13 protein-coding genes, 1 tRNA gene, 1 pseudogene and 1 riboswitch are annotated in these 17,939 nt (G+C 39.3%); of the genes and pseudogenes, 3 read left to right on the top strand and 12 right to left on the bottom strand.

Annotated elements, in window-relative coordinates; all coding sequences use genetic code 11:
• Positions 1-11: 11 nt before the first annotated feature.
• The 3 genes from DSY56_RS01675 to DSY56_RS01665 all read right to left on the bottom strand — a co-directional run bounded on the left by DSY56_RS01675 (position 12) and on the right by DSY56_RS01665 (position 2,308).
• A complete protein-coding gene (locus tag DSY56_RS01675; protein ID WP_000542462.1) occupies positions 12-1,088 on the bottom strand; it encodes an aspartate-semialdehyde dehydrogenase in 1,077 nt (358 codons plus the stop codon).
• A gap of 538 nt (positions 1,089-1,626) precedes the next feature.
• Positions 1,627-1,699, bottom strand: a tRNA-Thr gene (locus DSY56_RS01670).
• 99 nt (positions 1,700-1,798) lie between these two features.
• The gene (locus DSY56_RS01665) at positions 1,799-2,308 is read right to left on the bottom strand and encodes a QueT transporter family protein (protein ID WP_000737071.1); all 510 of its coding nucleotides are present in this window, start codon (positions 2,306-2,308) and stop codon (positions 1,799-1,801) included.
• Positions 2,306-2,402: riboswitch (PreQ1 riboswitch) on the bottom strand. Its footprint overlaps the gene before it by 3 nt.
• 28 nt (positions 2,403-2,430) lie before the next feature.
• On the opposite strand from DSY56_RS01665, the gene DSY56_RS01660 reads away from it, so the two are divergent.
• Positions 2,431-2,862, top strand: coding sequence for a GtrA family protein (locus tag DSY56_RS01660; protein WP_112443645.1), 432 nt, complete (start codon positions 2,431-2,433; stop codon positions 2,860-2,862).
• 81 nt (positions 2,863-2,943) lie between these two features.
• Positions 2,944-3,321, top strand: a complete 378-nt coding sequence (gene mscL / locus DSY56_RS01655) for a large conductance mechanosensitive channel protein MscL (protein ID WP_000916792.1) — start codon at positions 2,944-2,946, stop codon at positions 3,319-3,321.
• 41 nt (positions 3,322-3,362) lie between these two features.
• Here the strand turns inward: mscL and hemH are convergent, their stop codons facing one another.
• On the bottom strand, positions 3,363-4,457 hold the full coding sequence (hemH, locus tag DSY56_RS01650) for a ferrochelatase (RefSeq protein WP_112443644.1): 1,095 nt from the start codon (positions 4,455-4,457) through the stop codon (positions 3,363-3,365).
• 153 nt (positions 4,458-4,610) lie between these two features.
• Here hemH and pepT point away from each other — a divergent pair, with 153 nt between their 5' ends.
• A complete protein-coding gene (pepT, locus tag DSY56_RS01645) occupies positions 4,611-5,834 on the top strand; it encodes a peptidase T (protein WP_112443643.1) in 1,224 nt (407 codons plus the stop codon).
• A gap of 35 nt (positions 5,835-5,869) precedes the next feature.
• On the opposite strand, the gene DSY56_RS01640 is transcribed toward pepT, so the two are convergent.
• From DSY56_RS01640 to DSY56_RS01600, 8 genes and pseudogenes are all read right to left on the bottom strand, one after another.
• On the bottom strand, positions 5,870-9,412 hold the full coding sequence (locus DSY56_RS01640; protein ID WP_112443642.1) for a pneumococcal-type histidine triad protein: 3,543 nt from the start codon (positions 9,410-9,412) through the stop codon (positions 5,870-5,872).
• A 210-nt stretch (positions 9,413-9,622) separates the two neighbouring features.
• Positions 9,623-12,715: a pneumococcal-type histidine triad protein gene (locus DSY56_RS01635; RefSeq protein ID WP_112443641.1), complete on the bottom strand. Its 3,093-nt coding sequence runs from the start codon at positions 12,713-12,715 to the stop codon at positions 9,623-9,625.
• Positions 12,716-12,722: 7 nt separating this feature from the next.
• Positions 12,723-13,640, bottom strand: a complete 918-nt coding sequence (gene adcAII / locus DSY56_RS01630; protein WP_112443640.1) for a zinc-binding lipoprotein AdcAII — start codon at positions 13,638-13,640, stop codon at positions 12,723-12,725.
• A gap of 296 nt (positions 13,641-13,936) precedes the next feature.
• Positions 13,937-15,328: an APC family permease gene (locus DSY56_RS01625; protein WP_112443639.1), complete on the bottom strand. Its 1,392-nt coding sequence runs from the start codon at positions 15,326-15,328 to the stop codon at positions 13,937-13,939.
• 120 nt (positions 15,329-15,448) lie between these two features.
• On the bottom strand, positions 15,449-16,006 hold the full coding sequence (gene sdbB, locus DSY56_RS01620) for a thiol-disulfide oxidoreductase-associated lipoprotein SdbB (RefSeq protein WP_112443638.1): 558 nt from the start codon (positions 16,004-16,006) through the stop codon (positions 15,449-15,451).
• A gap of 11 nt (positions 16,007-16,017) precedes the next feature.
• Positions 16,018-16,725 (bottom strand): thiol-disulfide oxidoreductase-associated membrane protein CcdA2, encoded by a 708-nt coding sequence (gene ccdA2, locus DSY56_RS01615; protein ID WP_112443637.1) that lies wholly within the window; start codon positions 16,723-16,725, stop codon positions 16,018-16,020.
• Positions 16,726-16,953: 228 nt separating this feature from the next.
• Positions 16,954-17,370 (bottom strand): EGFR-like transmembrane domain-containing protein, encoded by a 417-nt coding sequence (locus DSY56_RS01605; RefSeq protein WP_200832339.1) that lies wholly within the window; start codon positions 17,368-17,370, stop codon positions 16,954-16,956.
• 27 nt (positions 17,371-17,397) lie between these two features.
• A pseudogene (locus DSY56_RS01600) lies at positions 17,398-17,610 on the bottom strand (hypothetical protein); the annotation flags it as partial.
• Positions 17,611-17,939 lie beyond the last annotated feature (329 nt).

Below are 17,939 nucleotides of genomic sequence, written 5' to 3'. Positions count from 1 at the left end.
AAATTATATGACTATTTTAATTCAAATTTCAATTCAGCTGTTGGACGAACCAATCCACGTTCGTGCAAAGTTTCAGCAATCTGAACTGAGTTCCAAGCAGCACCTTTGAGAAGGTTATCTGAAACAACCCACATGTGAATTCCTTTTTCTGCATCCAAGTCTTTACGGATACGACCAACAAAGGTATCACGTGAACCAACTGCATTGATGGCTTGCGGATAGATTTGATGAGCTACATCATCTTCAAGAACAGCGCCTGGGAAGGCTGCGATAGCTGCTTTGACTTCTTCTATTGGAGCCACTTCTTTTGTTTCGATGTAAACAGACTCAGAGTGAGCTGACAAGACTGGAATACGCACACATGTTGCAGATACTGCAATGCTATCATCTTCCATGATTTTCTTAGTTTCCTTGGTCATCTTCATCTCTTCGTATGTGTAATCATTGTCAGTGAAGACATCGATTTGTGGAAGAGCGTTAAAGGCGATAGGATAGTGTTTCTTGTCACCACCTGAAGGCAAGATTTCGGCATGCAAATCACGTGGTTTCACTCCGTCATTCAAGACCTCACGAAGCTCACGTTGTGTCTCAAGAATTGCTCCCATACCAGCACCTGAAACGGCTTGATAAGTTGAAACAATGATACGGTCCAAGCCCCATTTTTGGCGAACTGGCTCAAGAGCCACCATCATTTGGATTGTTGAACAGTTAGGGCAAGCAATAATCCCGTTGTGGGCATCAAGTGCGTGAGCATTGACCTCTGGAACAACCAAAGGAACATCTGGATTTTGACGGAAGTAAGATGTATTATCTACTACTACTGCGCCAGCTTTCACTGCGTATGGTGCATACTTAGCTGATGTAGAACCACCTGCTGAAAAGAGAGCAATATCAACTCCTTCAAAAGCAGTTTCAGTCGTTTCTTCAATCGTAATATCTTGGTCTTTAAATTTCAAAGTCTTACCTGCTGAACGTGCAGAAGCAAGTAAACGAATTTTATCAATTGGAAGTGTTGATTCTTCCAACATTTTTATCATCTGAGCACCGACAGCACCTGTCGCGCCGACTACAGCAACTGTATATCCCATAAATAACCTCTTTCGGAATTTTCTAAAAATTTCTATAATAGAAGTATTATACTACTTTTTCCATGAATTGCAAAGCTTTTTCATCATTTTTTGAAAAATAAAAATCCCCAGTCGCTAGACCAGGGACTAAGAGGCATCTTCATGTGATGAGCAGGTTCACACAACTCATCAAGGTCCGCTCCTGCGTTATGACCTCCTTATGCTCAATAGTAGTCCGAGGACTACCTATCGACTCATCGCATATTCTATTCTACTAAAGAGAATGACTTTTGTCAACAGACGAAACTCTTTATACTCTTCGAAAATCTCTTCAAACTTCGTCAGCATCGTCTTACTGTATGTATGCTTACTGACTTCGTCAGTTTCATCTACAACCTCAAAGCAGTGCTTTGAAACCTGTGGCTAGCTTCCTAGTTTGCTCTTTGATTTTCATTAAGTATTAGTTTTATTTACACAGCTTAATAAGAAATATCTTTGAAAGATTTAGGGCAGACATAACAAAAACCCTTGTAAATCAAGGGCTTTTCTGTTTATTTCATGCTAATTGCCGGGATTGAACCGGCGACCTCATCCTTACCATGGATGCGCTCTGCCAACTGAGCTAAATCAGCTTACTTAAAAAGTATACTATAATCAGAAAAGCTTGTCAAGTTTCCTTAGAAATTTTCTATAAGAAAAAGCCAGGTAAAGGCTACCTAGCTTGTCTTCTTCTATTTGCTTAAATCAATTCGACGACCAATTTTACCGATAATAATCGCTCCAATAATCAATGAGGCAAATTCACCGATCCCTGTTGTAAACCAAGTAAGGAAAAATGGTAATTCTGCTACAATATTTAACTCTGCAGCGATAGTAAACATGGAAATTGAAAAGAGGATTGAAAAGAAGAAATGATCTTTTCGAATCAATCCGTTAAAGAGGTAATCCTTGCTGTATTTTGCAAAAAGCCAAACACCTAAACTGAGGAATACCAAGGTTGATCCGCCACCAACAAAGACATCTAGCAGTCCGAAGCTAAAGAAATTAGCAATCATACAACCGATAGTAACTCCGATGATGTACTTGGGATTGTAAAAAGCCATAAAGTTCATCATTTCTGAAATACGGAACTGATAAGCACCATAGCTAATGGCATTTAGAGGCGGTGTGACAGTCAAAACGACATAGATAGCAGCGACGATTGCAATATCTGCAACATCACGAATAGTTAATTTTTTCATCTTTTCTCCTTTGGCGGTTATCCGCGTAAAATATGCTTGGTGAAAGAAGCTAAGCACCAAGGGTTGCTTGAATCAACCTTACTAGTATAGCACAATAGCCTGCTTTATGCTATACTTAAAGCATGAAAATTCCTATTCAAAAAATTTTTAACAATGAAATCTTAGCCTATCTCTTTTTTGGCCTTACAACAACTCTAGTTTCGATTCTCTCGCGATTGGTCATTTATCAACTAAGTCATCAGGAACTTCTTGCTACTGCCCTAGCAAATAGTATTGGTATCCTATTTGCCTTTATCACAAATGATACGATTGTATTTAAGCAAGCAAGGAAGAATCGGCTTATTCGTTTAGTGAAATTTTCTCTTGCTCGCCTTTCTACTTTTCTGTTAGATTTACTATTTACTTTTCTGTTTGTGACTCAATTCCCTCATATCATAGGGCAATTTGTAAATGAAGACATTGATAAGATAAATACTATTGAAACAATAATTGCACAAATACTCATTATTATCATCAATTATATCTTGAGCAAGATCTATATTTTTAGAAAATAATGCTCCATTTATGAGCCTTTTAATTGCCTTCTATAATGATTTAGGATACAATGAAACACGAAACGTTGAAAGGAAAACAATATGTTAAAAAATCTAAAATCATTCTTGCTTCGAGGAAATGTTATTGACCTTGCTGTCGGTGTTGTCATTGCCTCTGCTTTTGGTGCTATCGTTACTTCACTTGTAAACGACATTATCACTCCTCTTATTTTAAATCCCGCTTTGAAAGCTGCTAAAGTCGAACGTATCGCTCAACTGTCTTGGCATGGAGTCGGCTATGGTAACTTTTTAAGTGCTATTATCAATTTTATCTTTGTCGGTACCGCCCTCTTCTTTATTATCAAGGGTATTGAAAAAGCACAGAAACTGACTGGTATAAAGGAAGAAAAAACTGACGAAAAAAAACCAACCGAATTGGAAGTCCTTCAAGAAATCAAAGCTCTTCTTGAGAAAAAATAATCGTTTAAAAGGATCTAGCACAAAGCTAAATCCTTTTTTCTTTACTCTTTGGGTAACTTGCCTGCTTTTTCTAGCATCTTCTTGATAAGATAAGGCATCTTGACATTCTCCCGACCTTTTTTCTCAATCAGTTTTTTCACAAATTCAGGCATTTGTAAATCTTGAGATTCGGCCAAAATGTTTTTCGTCTCGTCTGAAGGAACCAATTCATCAAAGGTTTCTTCTTCTGGAAGAAATTCCTTAAACTCCTGATGTTCATTAGCTCTGACTGTGTTGACCAAGGTATCAATCAAACGAGAATCTGTATTTGGCATTGGTGGACGATGGTAGTTGACACCCAATTCCTGACACAAGTCATAACATTCCACATCATTATCAAACAAGACTTCAATGTGCTCACTGATAAAGCTAATTGGAACAAAAATATAATGGTCTGGATGTTCTGTCTGTTCTCTGAGATATTCTAATACATCTGGCTTAATCCATGGAATCCCAATATCACTCTCACTTTGCCAGGTATTTGTATATTGCTCGGAACTCAAACCTAGTTTTTCAGCGACTAACTTGCTATTTTCAAAAATTTGATCGATATAAGGATCGCCAAAATCCAAGGCAAAAATGGGCACACTATGGGCAGAAAAGATGACTTTAAAGCTATCCTGCTTTACTTCTTCTTTTAAAATCTTAGCAATTTCATCTGCCCAATAATTTAATAGCGCTTCTTCCTGATACCAGTCCTTAATGACCAAAAATTGAATTTGCTTGCTTTCTAAAAATTTCTCATAACCCATGACAGAGTAAAAAGAATAATGAGGCTCCAAAATCAGGCAAATACACTGCTCAATGCCGTCTGCTTCCATCTGACCAATTACATCTGGAATAAAGGGACTGGAAAACTTATTGGCAAAATAGACACTATATTCATTTCCTAGCCTAGCTTCTACCAAGGCAACCTCTTCACGAGTAATTCTTTGCAGAGGCGTGCCTCCAATTCGTACATAATTATCGTAGAGAGTTTGAATTTCGTGGTCTTGAGGTCTCACTCCACGACGAATATTTGTGAAAAAATCAGCCACACCTTCAAAAGTAATCTCTTCTGGCGAACCGAAAGTCATCATTAAAATTGCTTTTTTCATAATCGCTTCCTTGTGATATTTTTATCAAGTTTATTTTATCATTTATTCATTAATAAGTAAACGCCAACCTAGTGAATTTCCCTAACTTCTGTCTTTTGTTTTTCTCTCTTTTCTATGATACAATGGAAAAAATGAATTCAAAAGGAGTTTTTTATGACTTATCCAAATCTCTTGGACCGATTCTTAACCTACGTTAAGGTCAACACGCGCTCTGATGAACACTCTACTACTACTCCAAGTACTCAGAGTCAGGTTGACTTCGCAACCAATGTTCTTATCCCTGAAATGAAACGTGTTGGACTGCAAAATGTTTATTATCTGCCAAATGGTTTTGCAATTGGGACCTTACCAGCCAATGATCCATCTTTAACGCGTAAGATTGGCTTTATCTCCCACATGGATACTGCTGACTTTAATGCCGAAGGAGTTAATCCCCAGGTAATTGAAAACTACGATGGTGGTGTGATTGAACTTGGAAATTCTGGTTTTAAACTAGATCCAGCCGACTTCAAGAGTCTTGAAAAATATCCAGGACAAACGCTCATCACAACCGACGGAACAACCTTGCTAGGGGCTGATGACAAGTCTGGTATTGCTGAAATTATGACTGCTATTGAATATCTAACTGCTCACCCTGAAATCAAACACTGTGAGATTCGTGTTGGTTTTGGTCCAGATGAGGAAATCGGTGTTGGTGCTAATAAATTTGATGCAGATGATTTTGATGTGGATTTTGCCTACACTGTTGATGGAGGACCACTAGGAGAACTTCAGTACGAGACCTTTTCAGCAGCGGGTGCTGAATTGCATTTCCAAGGACGCAATGTCCACCCTGGTACCGCCAAAGGTCAGATGGTCAACGCCCTTCAGCTAGCAATTGATTTTCACAATCAACTTCCAGAAAATGACCGACCTGAGTTAACGGATGGTTACCAAGGTTTCTATCATCTTATGGATGTGACAGGTAGTGTCGAGGAGGCGCGTGCAAGCTACATCATTCGTGATTTTGAAAAAGATACCTTTGAAGCGCGTAAAGCAGCTATGCAGTCTATCACTGATAAGATGAATCAAGGACTTGGGAGCGACCGTGTCACCCTAAACTTGACAGATCAGTACTACAATATGAAAGAAGTCATTGAAAATGATATGACTCCAATTACCATTGCTAAAGCCGTTATGGAAGATCTGGGTATCACTCCTATTATCGAACCAATCCGTGGAGGGACAGACGGCTCTAAGATTTCCTTTATGGGAATCCCAACCCCTAATATCTTTGCTGGTGGCGAGAATATGCACGGTCGTTTTGAATACGTCAGCCTTCAGACTATGGAACGTGCAGTTGATACCATCATTGATATCGTAGCTTATAAAGACTAAAAAGACGAGGTAGCTCAGCTACTTCGCCTTTCTTTTTATTCTGCTGGTTTTTCTTGATTTCCAGTACTTATTGTAGATTCTGTTGTTTCCTTTTCTGAAGCTGGTTCAGCAGGTTTAGAATCTCTTGTGTTGCTTGCTTTGTTTTCGTCGCTTGCAGTTTCACTGTTAGATTCTGTAGTTACGTTTGGTTGGTTCTCAGCACTGGTGTTAGCACCATTTGCCTCGGCATTTCTTGCTGGACTTGTTTCTTCACTTGCGCTAGCTTTTGACTGGATTTGGTGATTCAAAACTAGAATAGCTTTTGTCAATTCAAGTAAAGCTGCTTTGTCTTTACTCTTAGCAGAAAGTTGATCTAGTAATGCATCCACTTTATCAAAGTCATCATCAGAACCATTATTACTTTCTAAATAAGAGTGAAGCGATATGAGAATATCGTAGAGTTTTTGATAGAGTACAAGTGTCTGAGGATCTTGTTCAGCATTTTCCTTCTCTTGTTGAAGGGCGCTAGCGATACGAGTCAAGACATCTTTCACCTGACTGTTTACTTCATCCAAGTCTGCATCAGCCTTATTTGTAGCAGCTTTGAGATTTTCTACTTCTTCTGCCAAGGATTGTCTGATTCCTTCTTCTTGGAGTTGTTCCAAGAGTTGATTTGCCTTGCTCAAGAGGCTTTCTACTTCTTCCTTGCTAACATGATTGACATGCTCTTCTTTTTTAAGATCAGGATAAAGATCTTTCAAAAATTCATAAATCGCTTGCTTAGCAGATTGGCTATCAACTGTTTCTTTATCTAAAACTGTTTCATTTACTTTTGTAGAAGCTGGCTGATTTTTCAAAGCCTCTTCTACTTCTTGTTTTGTTTGGTAAATGCTTGGGAACAGTTTATTCAAGTCCACAGCCTTACGGAAGGATTGGGATTGATATAAAGTAAAAGTCAAATTAGCTACTTTATTACGAAGCTCATCACTTAAACGGCCATCGTTTACATGCTCATAGAAGTACTTGATGTATTCCACTGTTGTATCACCAGTACGATCATTAAAGTCTTGAAGAGCTTGAAGTTGTGATTCAACTGCTACTAAACCAGCCTCATCTTTAGCCAATTTAGCTTCTTGGAGTCGAACGAGAAGGTCTTTCTTTGGAAGTCCATAAGAGTCTGTATCCAAGGTATTGATTTTATCAATCAAGGCCTGATATTTCTTATCTAAAGCACTTGTTTCAACAGGTTTGATACTTTCATCAATATGGATATATTGCTTATCAAAGAGTTCTAGTGTCGCAAGATAACCTGCTGTAGAGTTAGTTGCTAGTTTCTTCATATTTTCAGTAAACTGACCTAAGGCTAACTCAATCTGTCTTTGTTCGATAGGCTTGTCTTTGTAGATACTTCTGCTATCAGCTAGAAGTTGATCTACTTTTGCCAAGACTGCCTTCTCATCAAAAGCTCCAGGTTGATAGTTGGATTGGAGGGCTGGAATCTTGTTTTTCAAAGCTACTTCATAGCCCTTCGTTTGAACCTTGATGTAGTGATTGTGGTCACCATGAGGAATCACAAAACTACCATTTTCTACCTGCAAACTATAAGGTGATACACCATCACGTAAGGCAGTCGTATAAAGTTCATTTAGGAAATCAAGTTCTGGATTTCCAGTTTGGAGTGGCAAACGAACATGTTCCTTACGAACAGCATATGGGTGGATATGAGTTGGATCGTAGGCTTGGTCTGGATTTCCAAAAACAAAGAATCCGTTTGAAATTCTAATCGCTTCAAGTGGAACACCATAGGTCTTAGAAATGTAAGCAATCTTTTCTTCATCACTAGCATCTCTTGAGAAAGACTCTACCGTTTTAGCAAGAGGTTTTACAGGCTCTGCATCATGATGTGCTTTCAAATGATCCTGAGCTTCCTTAATTTGATCAGCTGTCAAATCCTTCTTGAAGAAGTAATGATTGTGGTTACCATGAGTCATGACAAAGCCTTGTTCATCCTCACTGATGACACGATCGGCATCAAAACCGTGATCATGGTCTTCTCCATGATGGTGGTCATGCTCATCATCATCGTGATCATCATGGGCTGGGCTTGGTGTTGCTGGATTTGCCCCTTTCAAGTGGTCTTGCGCTGCCTTAATTTGCTCTGCTGACAAGTCCTTCTTGAAGAAGTAATGATTGTGGTTACCATGAGTCATGACAAAGCCTGCCGCATCTTCCGCAATAATACGATTAGCATCAAAGCCGTGCCCATCTTCTTCATGTTCCTCATGTGAAGTTCCTGGATTGATTGGAAGAGATGGCGAAGGTGTTGTTAGACTATTATTTGGAAGAGTCGGTTGTCCGATTTGATTCAACTTAGGAATGTAATGGAAATGGTCACCATGTCTTACGATATAAGCTGTTGCTGTTTCCTCAACAATATCTTTTGGATTAAAAATATAGCCATCAGATGTTGAAGAGATAGGCTTATTTGTAAGTAATGAGGCACTATTCAAAGTAGATGGACTACTTGAAAGACTTCCTAGACTAGACGCTACTTCATGAGGTTTTTCATTTGTAGAGACCGTAGAACCAGTTCCACTGATAGGCACCATTCTGGCAATCTTTTCTTCTAAAGCAGAGAGCTTGCTGTAAGGAATAAAGTGATAATGGTCGCCATGCGGAATCGCAACTCCATTTGGCGTACGGCTGATAATCTTAGCAGGGTCAAAAACCAGACCATCTGATTCACTGTAACGTTGGTCGCTAGGTGAATCGTAAAGTTCTTTCAATAGACTCTGGAGATTTTCAGCTTTATTTGCTGGCTTGCTAGTTGAGCCTTGTGCTACAGATTGCGTGTTATTGTCACTAGCTGTTGAAGAATAGCTTAACTGGCTCGGTTGCGTATTTTTCCCAGCTAGATGAGCTTTTGCTGCTGCTAATTCACTAGCAGACAAATCACTTTTTGGAATGTAGTGATAGTGACCTCCGTGAGGAACGATATAAGCATCACCCGTATCTTCGATAATATCAGCTGGATTAAAGACATAACCATCATCTGTCGTATAACGTCCCTGAGACCTTGCTACAGCGACATCTGAGCTGACCTTCTCCTTATCTTTGACATGTTCTTGTTTTTGACGATTGATTTCATCTTTGGTTCGAATATTATCAGCATGAGCTGCATCTTTCAGGTAGACATAATATTTTCCATCGATCTTGATGATATAACCACCCTTGACCTCATTGACAATATCAGCGTCTTTAAGTTGATAGTTTGGGTCCTTCATCAAAAGTTCTTCACTAAAGAGGGCATCATAAGGAACTTTCCCATTATAGTAATGATAGTGATCACCGTGTGACGTTACATAGCCCTGATCTGTAATCTTAATGACAATTTGCTCAGCCTGAATTCCTTCTTTTTGGCTAACCTGGTCTGGTGTCAAGTTTTCAGTTTTCTGACTTGACTGACTGCCATCCACATAAGAGACACGATTATTGTCCTTATTTTCCTGCGAACGATGCTGGTTTAGTGCATATGCACATAGACTCAAGGATACGATAACAGCTGATCCAGCTGCTATATACTTTTTACTGAATTTCATAAATCCCTCATTTCAATAAATGATGAAGCTTTTTCTTAACTTCTTTTTCTCGGTTAAACATTTTTTCTAAACTGGTTATTTAACCATTTAATTAACCAGTAAATAGTTTACCTTTTTTCAGTTTATCTGTCAAGATTTTTATATCATTTAAAAAAATAAAAGCCAGTATTGCTACTGACTCTTACATCATCTTGATTTAATAGGATAAACTTATGCTTCTGGCTTCGTCTCAATTGACTCACTACCTTTTAACAAAGCAAGTAATTTTTCTGCCTCTGTCATGATGTCATTATTATCCATGGTTTGCAGGCTCAAGTTACCTCGTAAACTAGCCAGGGTTTCAGTCGCAGTAGCTTTCAGACTAGCATCCGTTACTTTATCAAGTAAAGCTTCTACTTCTTTGAGTTTAGCTTCTACTTTTGCAGTCTCTACTTGATGGACGTCTGGCTCTTCTGTAGTATCTTCAGCTTCTTCCTCTGTCTCGTCTTCATCAGTGCTCGGTTTATAAAGATTATCTGCTGAAGGATTTAAACCAGCGTGATTCTCTTTTTCATCAGATTCAGAGCGAGTTGGCTCACTTACTTCATCATGTTCCTTATTTTCATCAGGTTTACCGTCTTGGTCTGCCTTATTTTTACGAACATGGTCGCTAGCATTACCCCAACCATTATCTGAATGAGGACGTTGGTCCGGATGTTCAACGTAGTATTTTACAGTCGCAAATAAATCTTCTAAGGTATAACCCTCAGGTGCCTTATAGAGTCCTTCGTCAAACCATGCAAACTTAAGATTATGATAGTGATCAAAGTGAGGAATTATAAAGTAACCATTCTGTACAGCTACAGTATACTGTAAATGATTTGGTATTTTTTCTAATGGTACCTTGTTCTCAGCTGTTACGCGGTTATAGATAGCTTCTGTCCCTGTTGCCTCTGGTTTTGCTTCAGTAGAATTTGGAGCTTGTAAGCCTTTTTCTTTAGCATAAGCCTGAGCTGCTGCCCTTTCAGCTTCAGATAAGCTGTCTTTTTTAATCCAGTGGCTATGGTTCAAGTGTGGAGTGACGTAGGCATTTCCTGCATCACTTTCAATATCATGTTCGTCAAAAATGTAGCCATCTGAGGTTGTATATTTACCTGCTAATTTCGCTAATTTAATTTCATCGTTTGTATAGGCAATTTGAGCATTTGGTTTGCCAAGGCGTTCTGGGTGGGTAATCGGTGCTAGAAATGCCAATAAATCATCTACCAATTTTACTTTATTATTAGAAGATTCATTATTCAAGCGTTCTGCTAATTTGTCTAAGGCTTGAAAATCAACAGCACGCCCCTTATTTTCAGACAAGGCTTTATGAGCCTGGGTTAACAGATTATAAGCTTTATCATAAAATTCTTTGTCACGAGAAGAGACGTTTTCTTTCTTCGCAACTAGAGCATGTGTCTCTTGAGTTTTCTTAGACAAGAGATTTTCAATAGCATCAATCTTATCCTTAGCCAAGTCTTTAGCAAAAACATAGTGACTGACACCAGCAATTTCCACAACATATCCTTTTCCAACTTTTCTAACAACCTGTTCTACTGCAAAATTAGTTTGTTTTTTCTCAGTTGACGGTTGAGCTTGCGGTTTTGGTGCTGGTTTCAAATAATGCATTCCTGGCACGACTGCACCATTTTGCCCTTTTAACAGAATCATTCTTGCAATCTTCTGCTCTAAATCAGACATTTGTGAATAAGGGATAAAGTGATAATGATTTCCGTGAGGCACAGCAACACCATTTGCTGTACGATCTGTTATTTGTGCTGGGTCGAATACCAAGCCATCCGATTCCACATGTCGTTCTGACAAAGGTTTGGCATACAATTCACGTAAAAGGCTTGAAATATCTTCCCCTTGATTTTGATGATAAGTTGGAGTGACAGTTAGATTGTGGTTCTCTGACAAGCTTGGTTGAGCTGGATTTGCATTATGACTAAAACTTGAAGAAGGACGAGACCCTTGCTTCCCATTCCAATAGGCTTGGGCTGCAGCCAATTCTCCTGCAGACAAAGCGCCTTTTGGTATATAGTGGAAATGATTGCCATGCGGTACAATAAAAGCGTCTCCTGTATCTTCAATCACATCTGTCGGACTAAAGACATACCCATCATCCGTTGTATAGGCGCCTCCAGTTGCTCGATTCGGTGCTTGCGTATTGAGATTAAAGTTTGGTTTAATGGTTGAACTTAGTTTATCTGTACTGCTTGGTTTCGTATTATCAGAATGCTTTTGAACTGGCTGACCTCCAATTGGTAGATTTCGAGCCAATTTTTCTTCCAAGGCAGACATTTGCGAATAAGGGATGAAATGGAAATGATCCCCGTGAGGAACTGCCACACCATTTGCTGTACGTTTTATAATCTGTGCTGGGTCAAATACCAATCCATCAGACTCCACATGACGTTGGCTAAGTGGCAAAGCATACAATTCTTGAAGGAGACTAGCTAAATCTTCACTTTGACTTTCAGAATCTGTTGCAGGATTTTGAGGAGTTCCAGATTGACTCGTTCTCACACTAGATCTTGTTTCTCTCCTGCTAGAACGATATTCAACCGTACTTAATTGACCGCCTTTTCCAGATAGGAAGGCTTGGGCTGCAGCTAATTCACTGGCAGACAAATCACTCTTAGGAATATAGTGGAAGTGATTGCCGTGAGGGACAATATAAGCATCACCCGTGTCCTCAATAATATCAGATGCGTTGAAGATATAACCGTCATCCGTTGTATAGCGTCCTTGAGCTCTGGCTGCAGCAACAGCATTATCTGTACTTGAATTATGATTATGACTGTGTTCTTGCTTCTGACGTTTAATCTCTTCTTTTGTCCGAATATTGTCCGCATGGGCCGCATCTTTAAGGTAAACATAGTATTTCCCGTCTACCTTAATGACATAGCCACCCTTGATTTCATTGACAATGTCTGAATCCTTCAACTGATAATTCGGATCTTTCATCAGCAATTCTTCACTGATGATAGCATCATAAGGAACCTTGCCATTATAGTAATGATAATGGTCTCCATGAGAGGTTACATAACCTTGATCAGTGATCTTGATAACAATTTGTTCGGCGTTGATTCCCTCTCTTTTACTGACTTCATCTGGTGTCAAGTTCTCTGCCTTTTGACCAGCCTGATCACCATCTATATAAGCAACTCGATTAGACTCTTTCTTAGCCTGACCAGCTTGGTAACGACCAAGTTCATAGGAACAAACACTTAGGGCAAGGACTGCCACTGAACCTGCTACATATTTTTTATTGATTTTCATTCTTTCCTCATTTCAATTCTTCTGCTAGAACACTCATATTTTCTTCCAGATTTTCTAAATAAGTCTTGTCATTTTGTGGGTCTGCCTCTAAAGGATTTAGAGTTTTAAGACTCACACCTGTTGATTTGACAAGAGTTTCAGCTACTTTTGAAGAAGCATTACTTTCCGTAAAAATTGTTTTAACCTTATAGGTTTTAACAAATTCCTGAATTTCTGTTAGTTGTCTTGGACTTGGTTCTTGTTCAGGAGAGATGCCTGCAATACCAAGTTGATTAAGCCCAAATCTCTTCGCTAGATAAGAAAAGGCCGTATGTTGTGTTACAAATGTTTTCTGAGTCGCTTTTTCAAATTTAGGCTGGAATTTCTTAGTCAATTCTTGAGCTTTTTTGATAAAGGCTTGCGCATTTTTCTGGTAAGTTTCTTTATTCTCACTATCCACCTCTGAAAGTTTATCAGCGATAATCTGAGCTTCTTCGCCAGCTTTTTCAGGATCTAGCCATGTGTGAGGGTCATAGAGCGTTTTTTCATCAACCCCATCCCCTGCTTCTACATCCTCTAGTCCAGGGACACGTTCCAAGGTCATTCCCTCAGAAGCCTCTAAAACCTTCACTTTAGATTTTTTTAGATTTGGATCCAGACTTCCTGCCCAAGATTCTAGCGTATGCGAATGGTAAACAAAGACATCCGCGTCATAGATGGCTGCGATGTCATTCGCTGAAGGTTCAAAGGAGTGAATCCCACTACTTGACTGAATCATCCGAACATCATTCAAGTCACCAGATACTTCCTTAACCATAGCGTAGATAGGATAAAAACTGGTCACAATTTTCATCCCCTTTCCTGTCTGGCTTTCCTTCTGACTACAGGCTCCTAGCAATAAAAGAAAAACACTTAACAAGACTAAAAATAAATTTTGTTTCTTCATGAACAACTCCTTAACCATTTAATTAACTAGTAAACATTCTACTCCTAAAAATTTAATCTGTCAAGATATTTTTAGAAAAAATTTGAAATTTCTTTCACATATAAAAATCTGCTGAGTTTCAACAACTCAACAGATTCTCACTTTATATACTCAATGAAAATCAAAGAGCAAATTAGGAAGCTAGCCGCAGGCTGCTCAAAGCACGACTTTGAGGTTGTAGATGAAACTGACGAAGTCAGTAACCATACATACGGCAAGGCGAAGCTGACGTAGTTTGAAGAGATTTTCGAAGAGTATTATTCTTCTATGGTAGAATGCTTATAACCATAAGTAAAGTAAATAAGACTTCCTATCAACAAAGCAACTAGGAAAGCAATCCAAGTTTCCATATTATACTGTAACATAAAGGACAAACAAATGATGATTGATAAAATCGGTAATAAGGGTACCAATGGTGTTTTAAATTCGCCCGCTTTGGGCATCCCTTTTTCTTTCCGTAGGCGAATCAGACCATAAGCCAGCATAATCAAGTAGGCTAAGGTACAAATATTTAAGAAGGCTGCAATACTAGCTAATGGAAACATTCCTGCAGCTACTGCTGAAGCTAGACCGGTTAAGATAGTCGCATTTTTAGGTACCTTGCTAGTCTTCGTCAGTTCTTTAAAGGCAGCAGGCATCAAGCCATCGCGTGCTAAACTGTAAATCATACGCGATAGGGCATAGGTCATCGAGATACAAACCGTAATCAAGGTTAGGATAGCCACTAATGACACATAGTTAGCTGCCCAACTAATCCCAATGCTACGAAGGGCAAAGGCAACGGCATCATCGACATTTAAATGACTATAGTGAACTACACCAGTCAAAACAAGGGTCACCAAGGCATAGAGAATGGTTACGATAGAAAGCGATAAGACAATCCCTCTAGGAATATTTTTTTGAGGAGTCTTGACCTCATCTACGGCCATAGAGATGGATTCAAAGCCCAAAAATCCAAAGAACATTAAGGACGCACCAGCCATAATACCAGTACTAGCACCATAGATTTGTCCAAAACCATAAGGAGCAAAATTACTCCAGTTGTCAAGTTTAATATTCCAAATTCCTACTAAAACAAAGAGAGCTAAAGCGGAAAATTTCAAAATAACTAGAATCGAATTAAAGCGTAAGGCTGCCTTGGCATTTAGTAAAACAAGCGAAGTCACCAAGACCAAGACAAGAATAGGCAATAAATCAACAAATGTCCCTGCTTGAGGATTAAAGGTACCATTTAATGCCTGAGGAAGAGCTATCCCGTATTGAGAAAGCAAGCCTTTAAAATAAGCTGCCCAACCCGAAGCCACACCAGATATGGCTGTCATGAACTCCATCATGGTTAACCAGCCAGCCAACCAAGCCGGAAATTCTCCTAAAATAGCATAGAGATAACTGTAGGCACCACCTGTAGCAGGTACTCGTGAAGCAAATTCTGCAAAAAAGAGAGCTGATAATCCCACACACAAGGCAGAAATAACGATTGAAATCACTAGTGCTGGACCAGCAAGCGTAGCGGCTGCAGTACCTGTGATTGTAAAGACACCTGTCCCTACCATGGCTCCGATACCCAGCAAAATCAGATCCCATAACTTCAAATGCCTGTGCATCTCCGTTTTATCCAAACTAACATTCTTTGTTCTAAATATATTCATCTTTGACTCCAAAATAAACTGATGATTCTATTTTACCATAAATATAGGGGATTTGTGAATATTTATAAAATAATTTTCTAAAAAAATCTGACTACATCTTGTAATCAGATTTTATCGATTCTAGTTCATTTCTTTAAAGGCTACTTCTGCATCCGCGTTGCTGATAGCACCAAATTGAATCTTCCCAATCTTTCCTTGACTATCAATCAGGTATTCTGTAGGAATGCTTCGAATTTGATAAGCTTGGAAGGTGGTTGCTTTAGTATCATAAAGAACGGGAATATCCTTATAACCTTGATCTTGGAACCATTGTGGGAATTGTTCAACAGTTTTTTCACCTTGAATTCCTGGTGCAATGACACTAAGAATTTCGAAATCGCGATCTGGTTTTGCAGCTAATTCCATCAACTCTGGCATACTTTTCTTACATGGACCACACCATGAAGCCCAAAACTTCAAGTAGACTTTTTTACCCTTGAAATCAGATAACTTAACTTCTTTACCATCCATAGATTGCAAGGTAAAATCTGGAGCATCTTTTCCAACAGCGATTTGTTGTACAGTCGTTTCTTGTTTTGGCTGTTGTGGGGCTTGAGTTTTTTTAGTCTCTTCCTCACCACAGGCCATCAATACAACTAATGACAAGAGGCTTAAGCCAGCAAACATTACTTTTTTCATCTTTTTCTCCTTTATTCAAAAATTCCAGCTAGAACATTTACTTGTCCTAGTATTAACAAAATTCCCATTAAAATAATGAGGAAACCACCAATTTTCTTCAGTAACATCATATGACGCTTGATTTTACTAAAATAAGGCATCACTACTCCTGAAGCTAAGGCTAAGACCAAGAAAGGAAGGGCCATGCCCAGAGTGTAAATAAGAGTATATATGGCTCCTTGCCAAGCTCCATTTCCACCAGAAGCCGCAAGCGCTAAAACCGAACTCAAAACTGGACCAATACAAGGCGTCCAACCGAAGCTAAAGGTAATACCGAGTAAAAATGCTGACCAATAACGATTGGCTTCTGATTTCTTAAAAGTAAAGCTTTTTTGAACCTCTAATTTCTTAAAATGAAAAATTTCCATCTGGTGAAGACCCAAAATGATAATAATAGCTCCCATGACATATCGAAACCAATTTGCATAGAGAATATGACCAAAGTAACCAGCACCAAATCCTAGAATAAAGAAAATGAGAGAAATACCTGCGATAAAGCAAAGCGTTCGAATCAAACCGGACCAAAGAACCTTTCTCCCAAACAAGGAAAAACTTTTTGCACTTTCCTGATCATCCAATAAAATCCCAGCATAAACTGGCAGAAGTGGAAAAATGCAAGGAGAAAAGAAGGACAAGACCCCTGCTAAAAAAACGGAGATTGAAAATACTAGCGTTTCCAATAAAGAACCAACTTTCTTAAGATTTCTAATCCTATTTTACTATATTCAATTTAATTTGTATGCTTTCTGCTACGCAAAATCGTATCGGCTACTATTGACCAATCTTTTCTTTTGCTAGTCAAGGCGGATCTTGTCCCCAAAATAGCCAAAAAGCAACGACAAGGGTTACTCGTCGCTGCTTTTGTGAACGAAAATGTCTTTTAGGTCTGACATTTCATAAATTATGTTTTACTTGAGTTTGGCAAGGATTGCTTTAAGCTCCTCTACTAGTTTAGCTTCTGTCTCTGCTGAGCCATTTTCTTCTTTCACGAAATCAAGGGTTTCTTGGAGAAGTTTTTTGGCTTTGGCAAGGACTTTTTTATCTACTTTTTCTGCATCTAGCTGTCCGAGAACCTTGGTCAATTCCGTACTTAATTGCTGGATTTCTGACTCTTTCTTACGGCGAACCAACCAGAAGGCAATCACACCTAGAAGGGCAAGTAGACTGACTACAATCACTCCTGCTGGAACTGAGTTTGTTTCAGTCATCTTATCTGAATCCTTACTATCTTCCGTTCCTTGTTTGGCATCCTTCTTGTCCTGTGCAGGTTTGCTGTCGCTAGCATTTGCTTTCACATCTTTAAGAGAGTCCAAGGCAGCCTTCACAGACTCTACTGCAGTACGCAAACCTTGCTCTGTCAAGGCACTATCTTCCAGAGCTTTTTGAGCATCTAGGAGGACAGCTTTGGCTGCATCGATTTTCGGATCAGATACTGTTGCCAAAGCTTTCAAGCGTTGGTCTAACTCTTGAGTCAAGGCACGAAGTTTAGACTTGTCAACTTGCTCTGGAGCTGGAGCTGGAGCAGGTGCTTGCGTGCTCGTTGAGCTAGCCGAAGGACTTGCTACCGCTCTAGGTGCTTGAGTCGGAGCTGAACTTGGAGCTGGAGCAGGACTTGCAGGTTGACTCGGAGCTGCTGGTTGAGACGGTTGTGGAGCTGGCTCAGATGGAGCTGTTGGAGTCTCAGTAGCTCCTTGATCTGGCTGAGTAGGAGTAGAAGGTTGAGGTGTTGCGTTATATGAATCAGGAATTGGATAATATCGTCTAGCTGGTAAGCTGACTGGTGTTGAAGAAGCACTAACTTCACTATTACCATGTTTAGCTGTCGCACTTACTTGAGTTCCTGCACTAGCCGCATTATGGGAAATTGTAACAATACCACTTACTCCATCAATGC

Source organism: Streptococcus sp. 596553 (assembly GCF_900411395.1).
Classification (GTDB): domain Bacteria; phylum Bacillota; class Bacilli; order Lactobacillales; family Streptococcaceae; genus Streptococcus; species Streptococcus mitis_BA.
The sequence above is the reverse complement of the archived record's forward strand: the minus strand, read 5'-3'. Positions and strand labels throughout refer to the sequence as shown.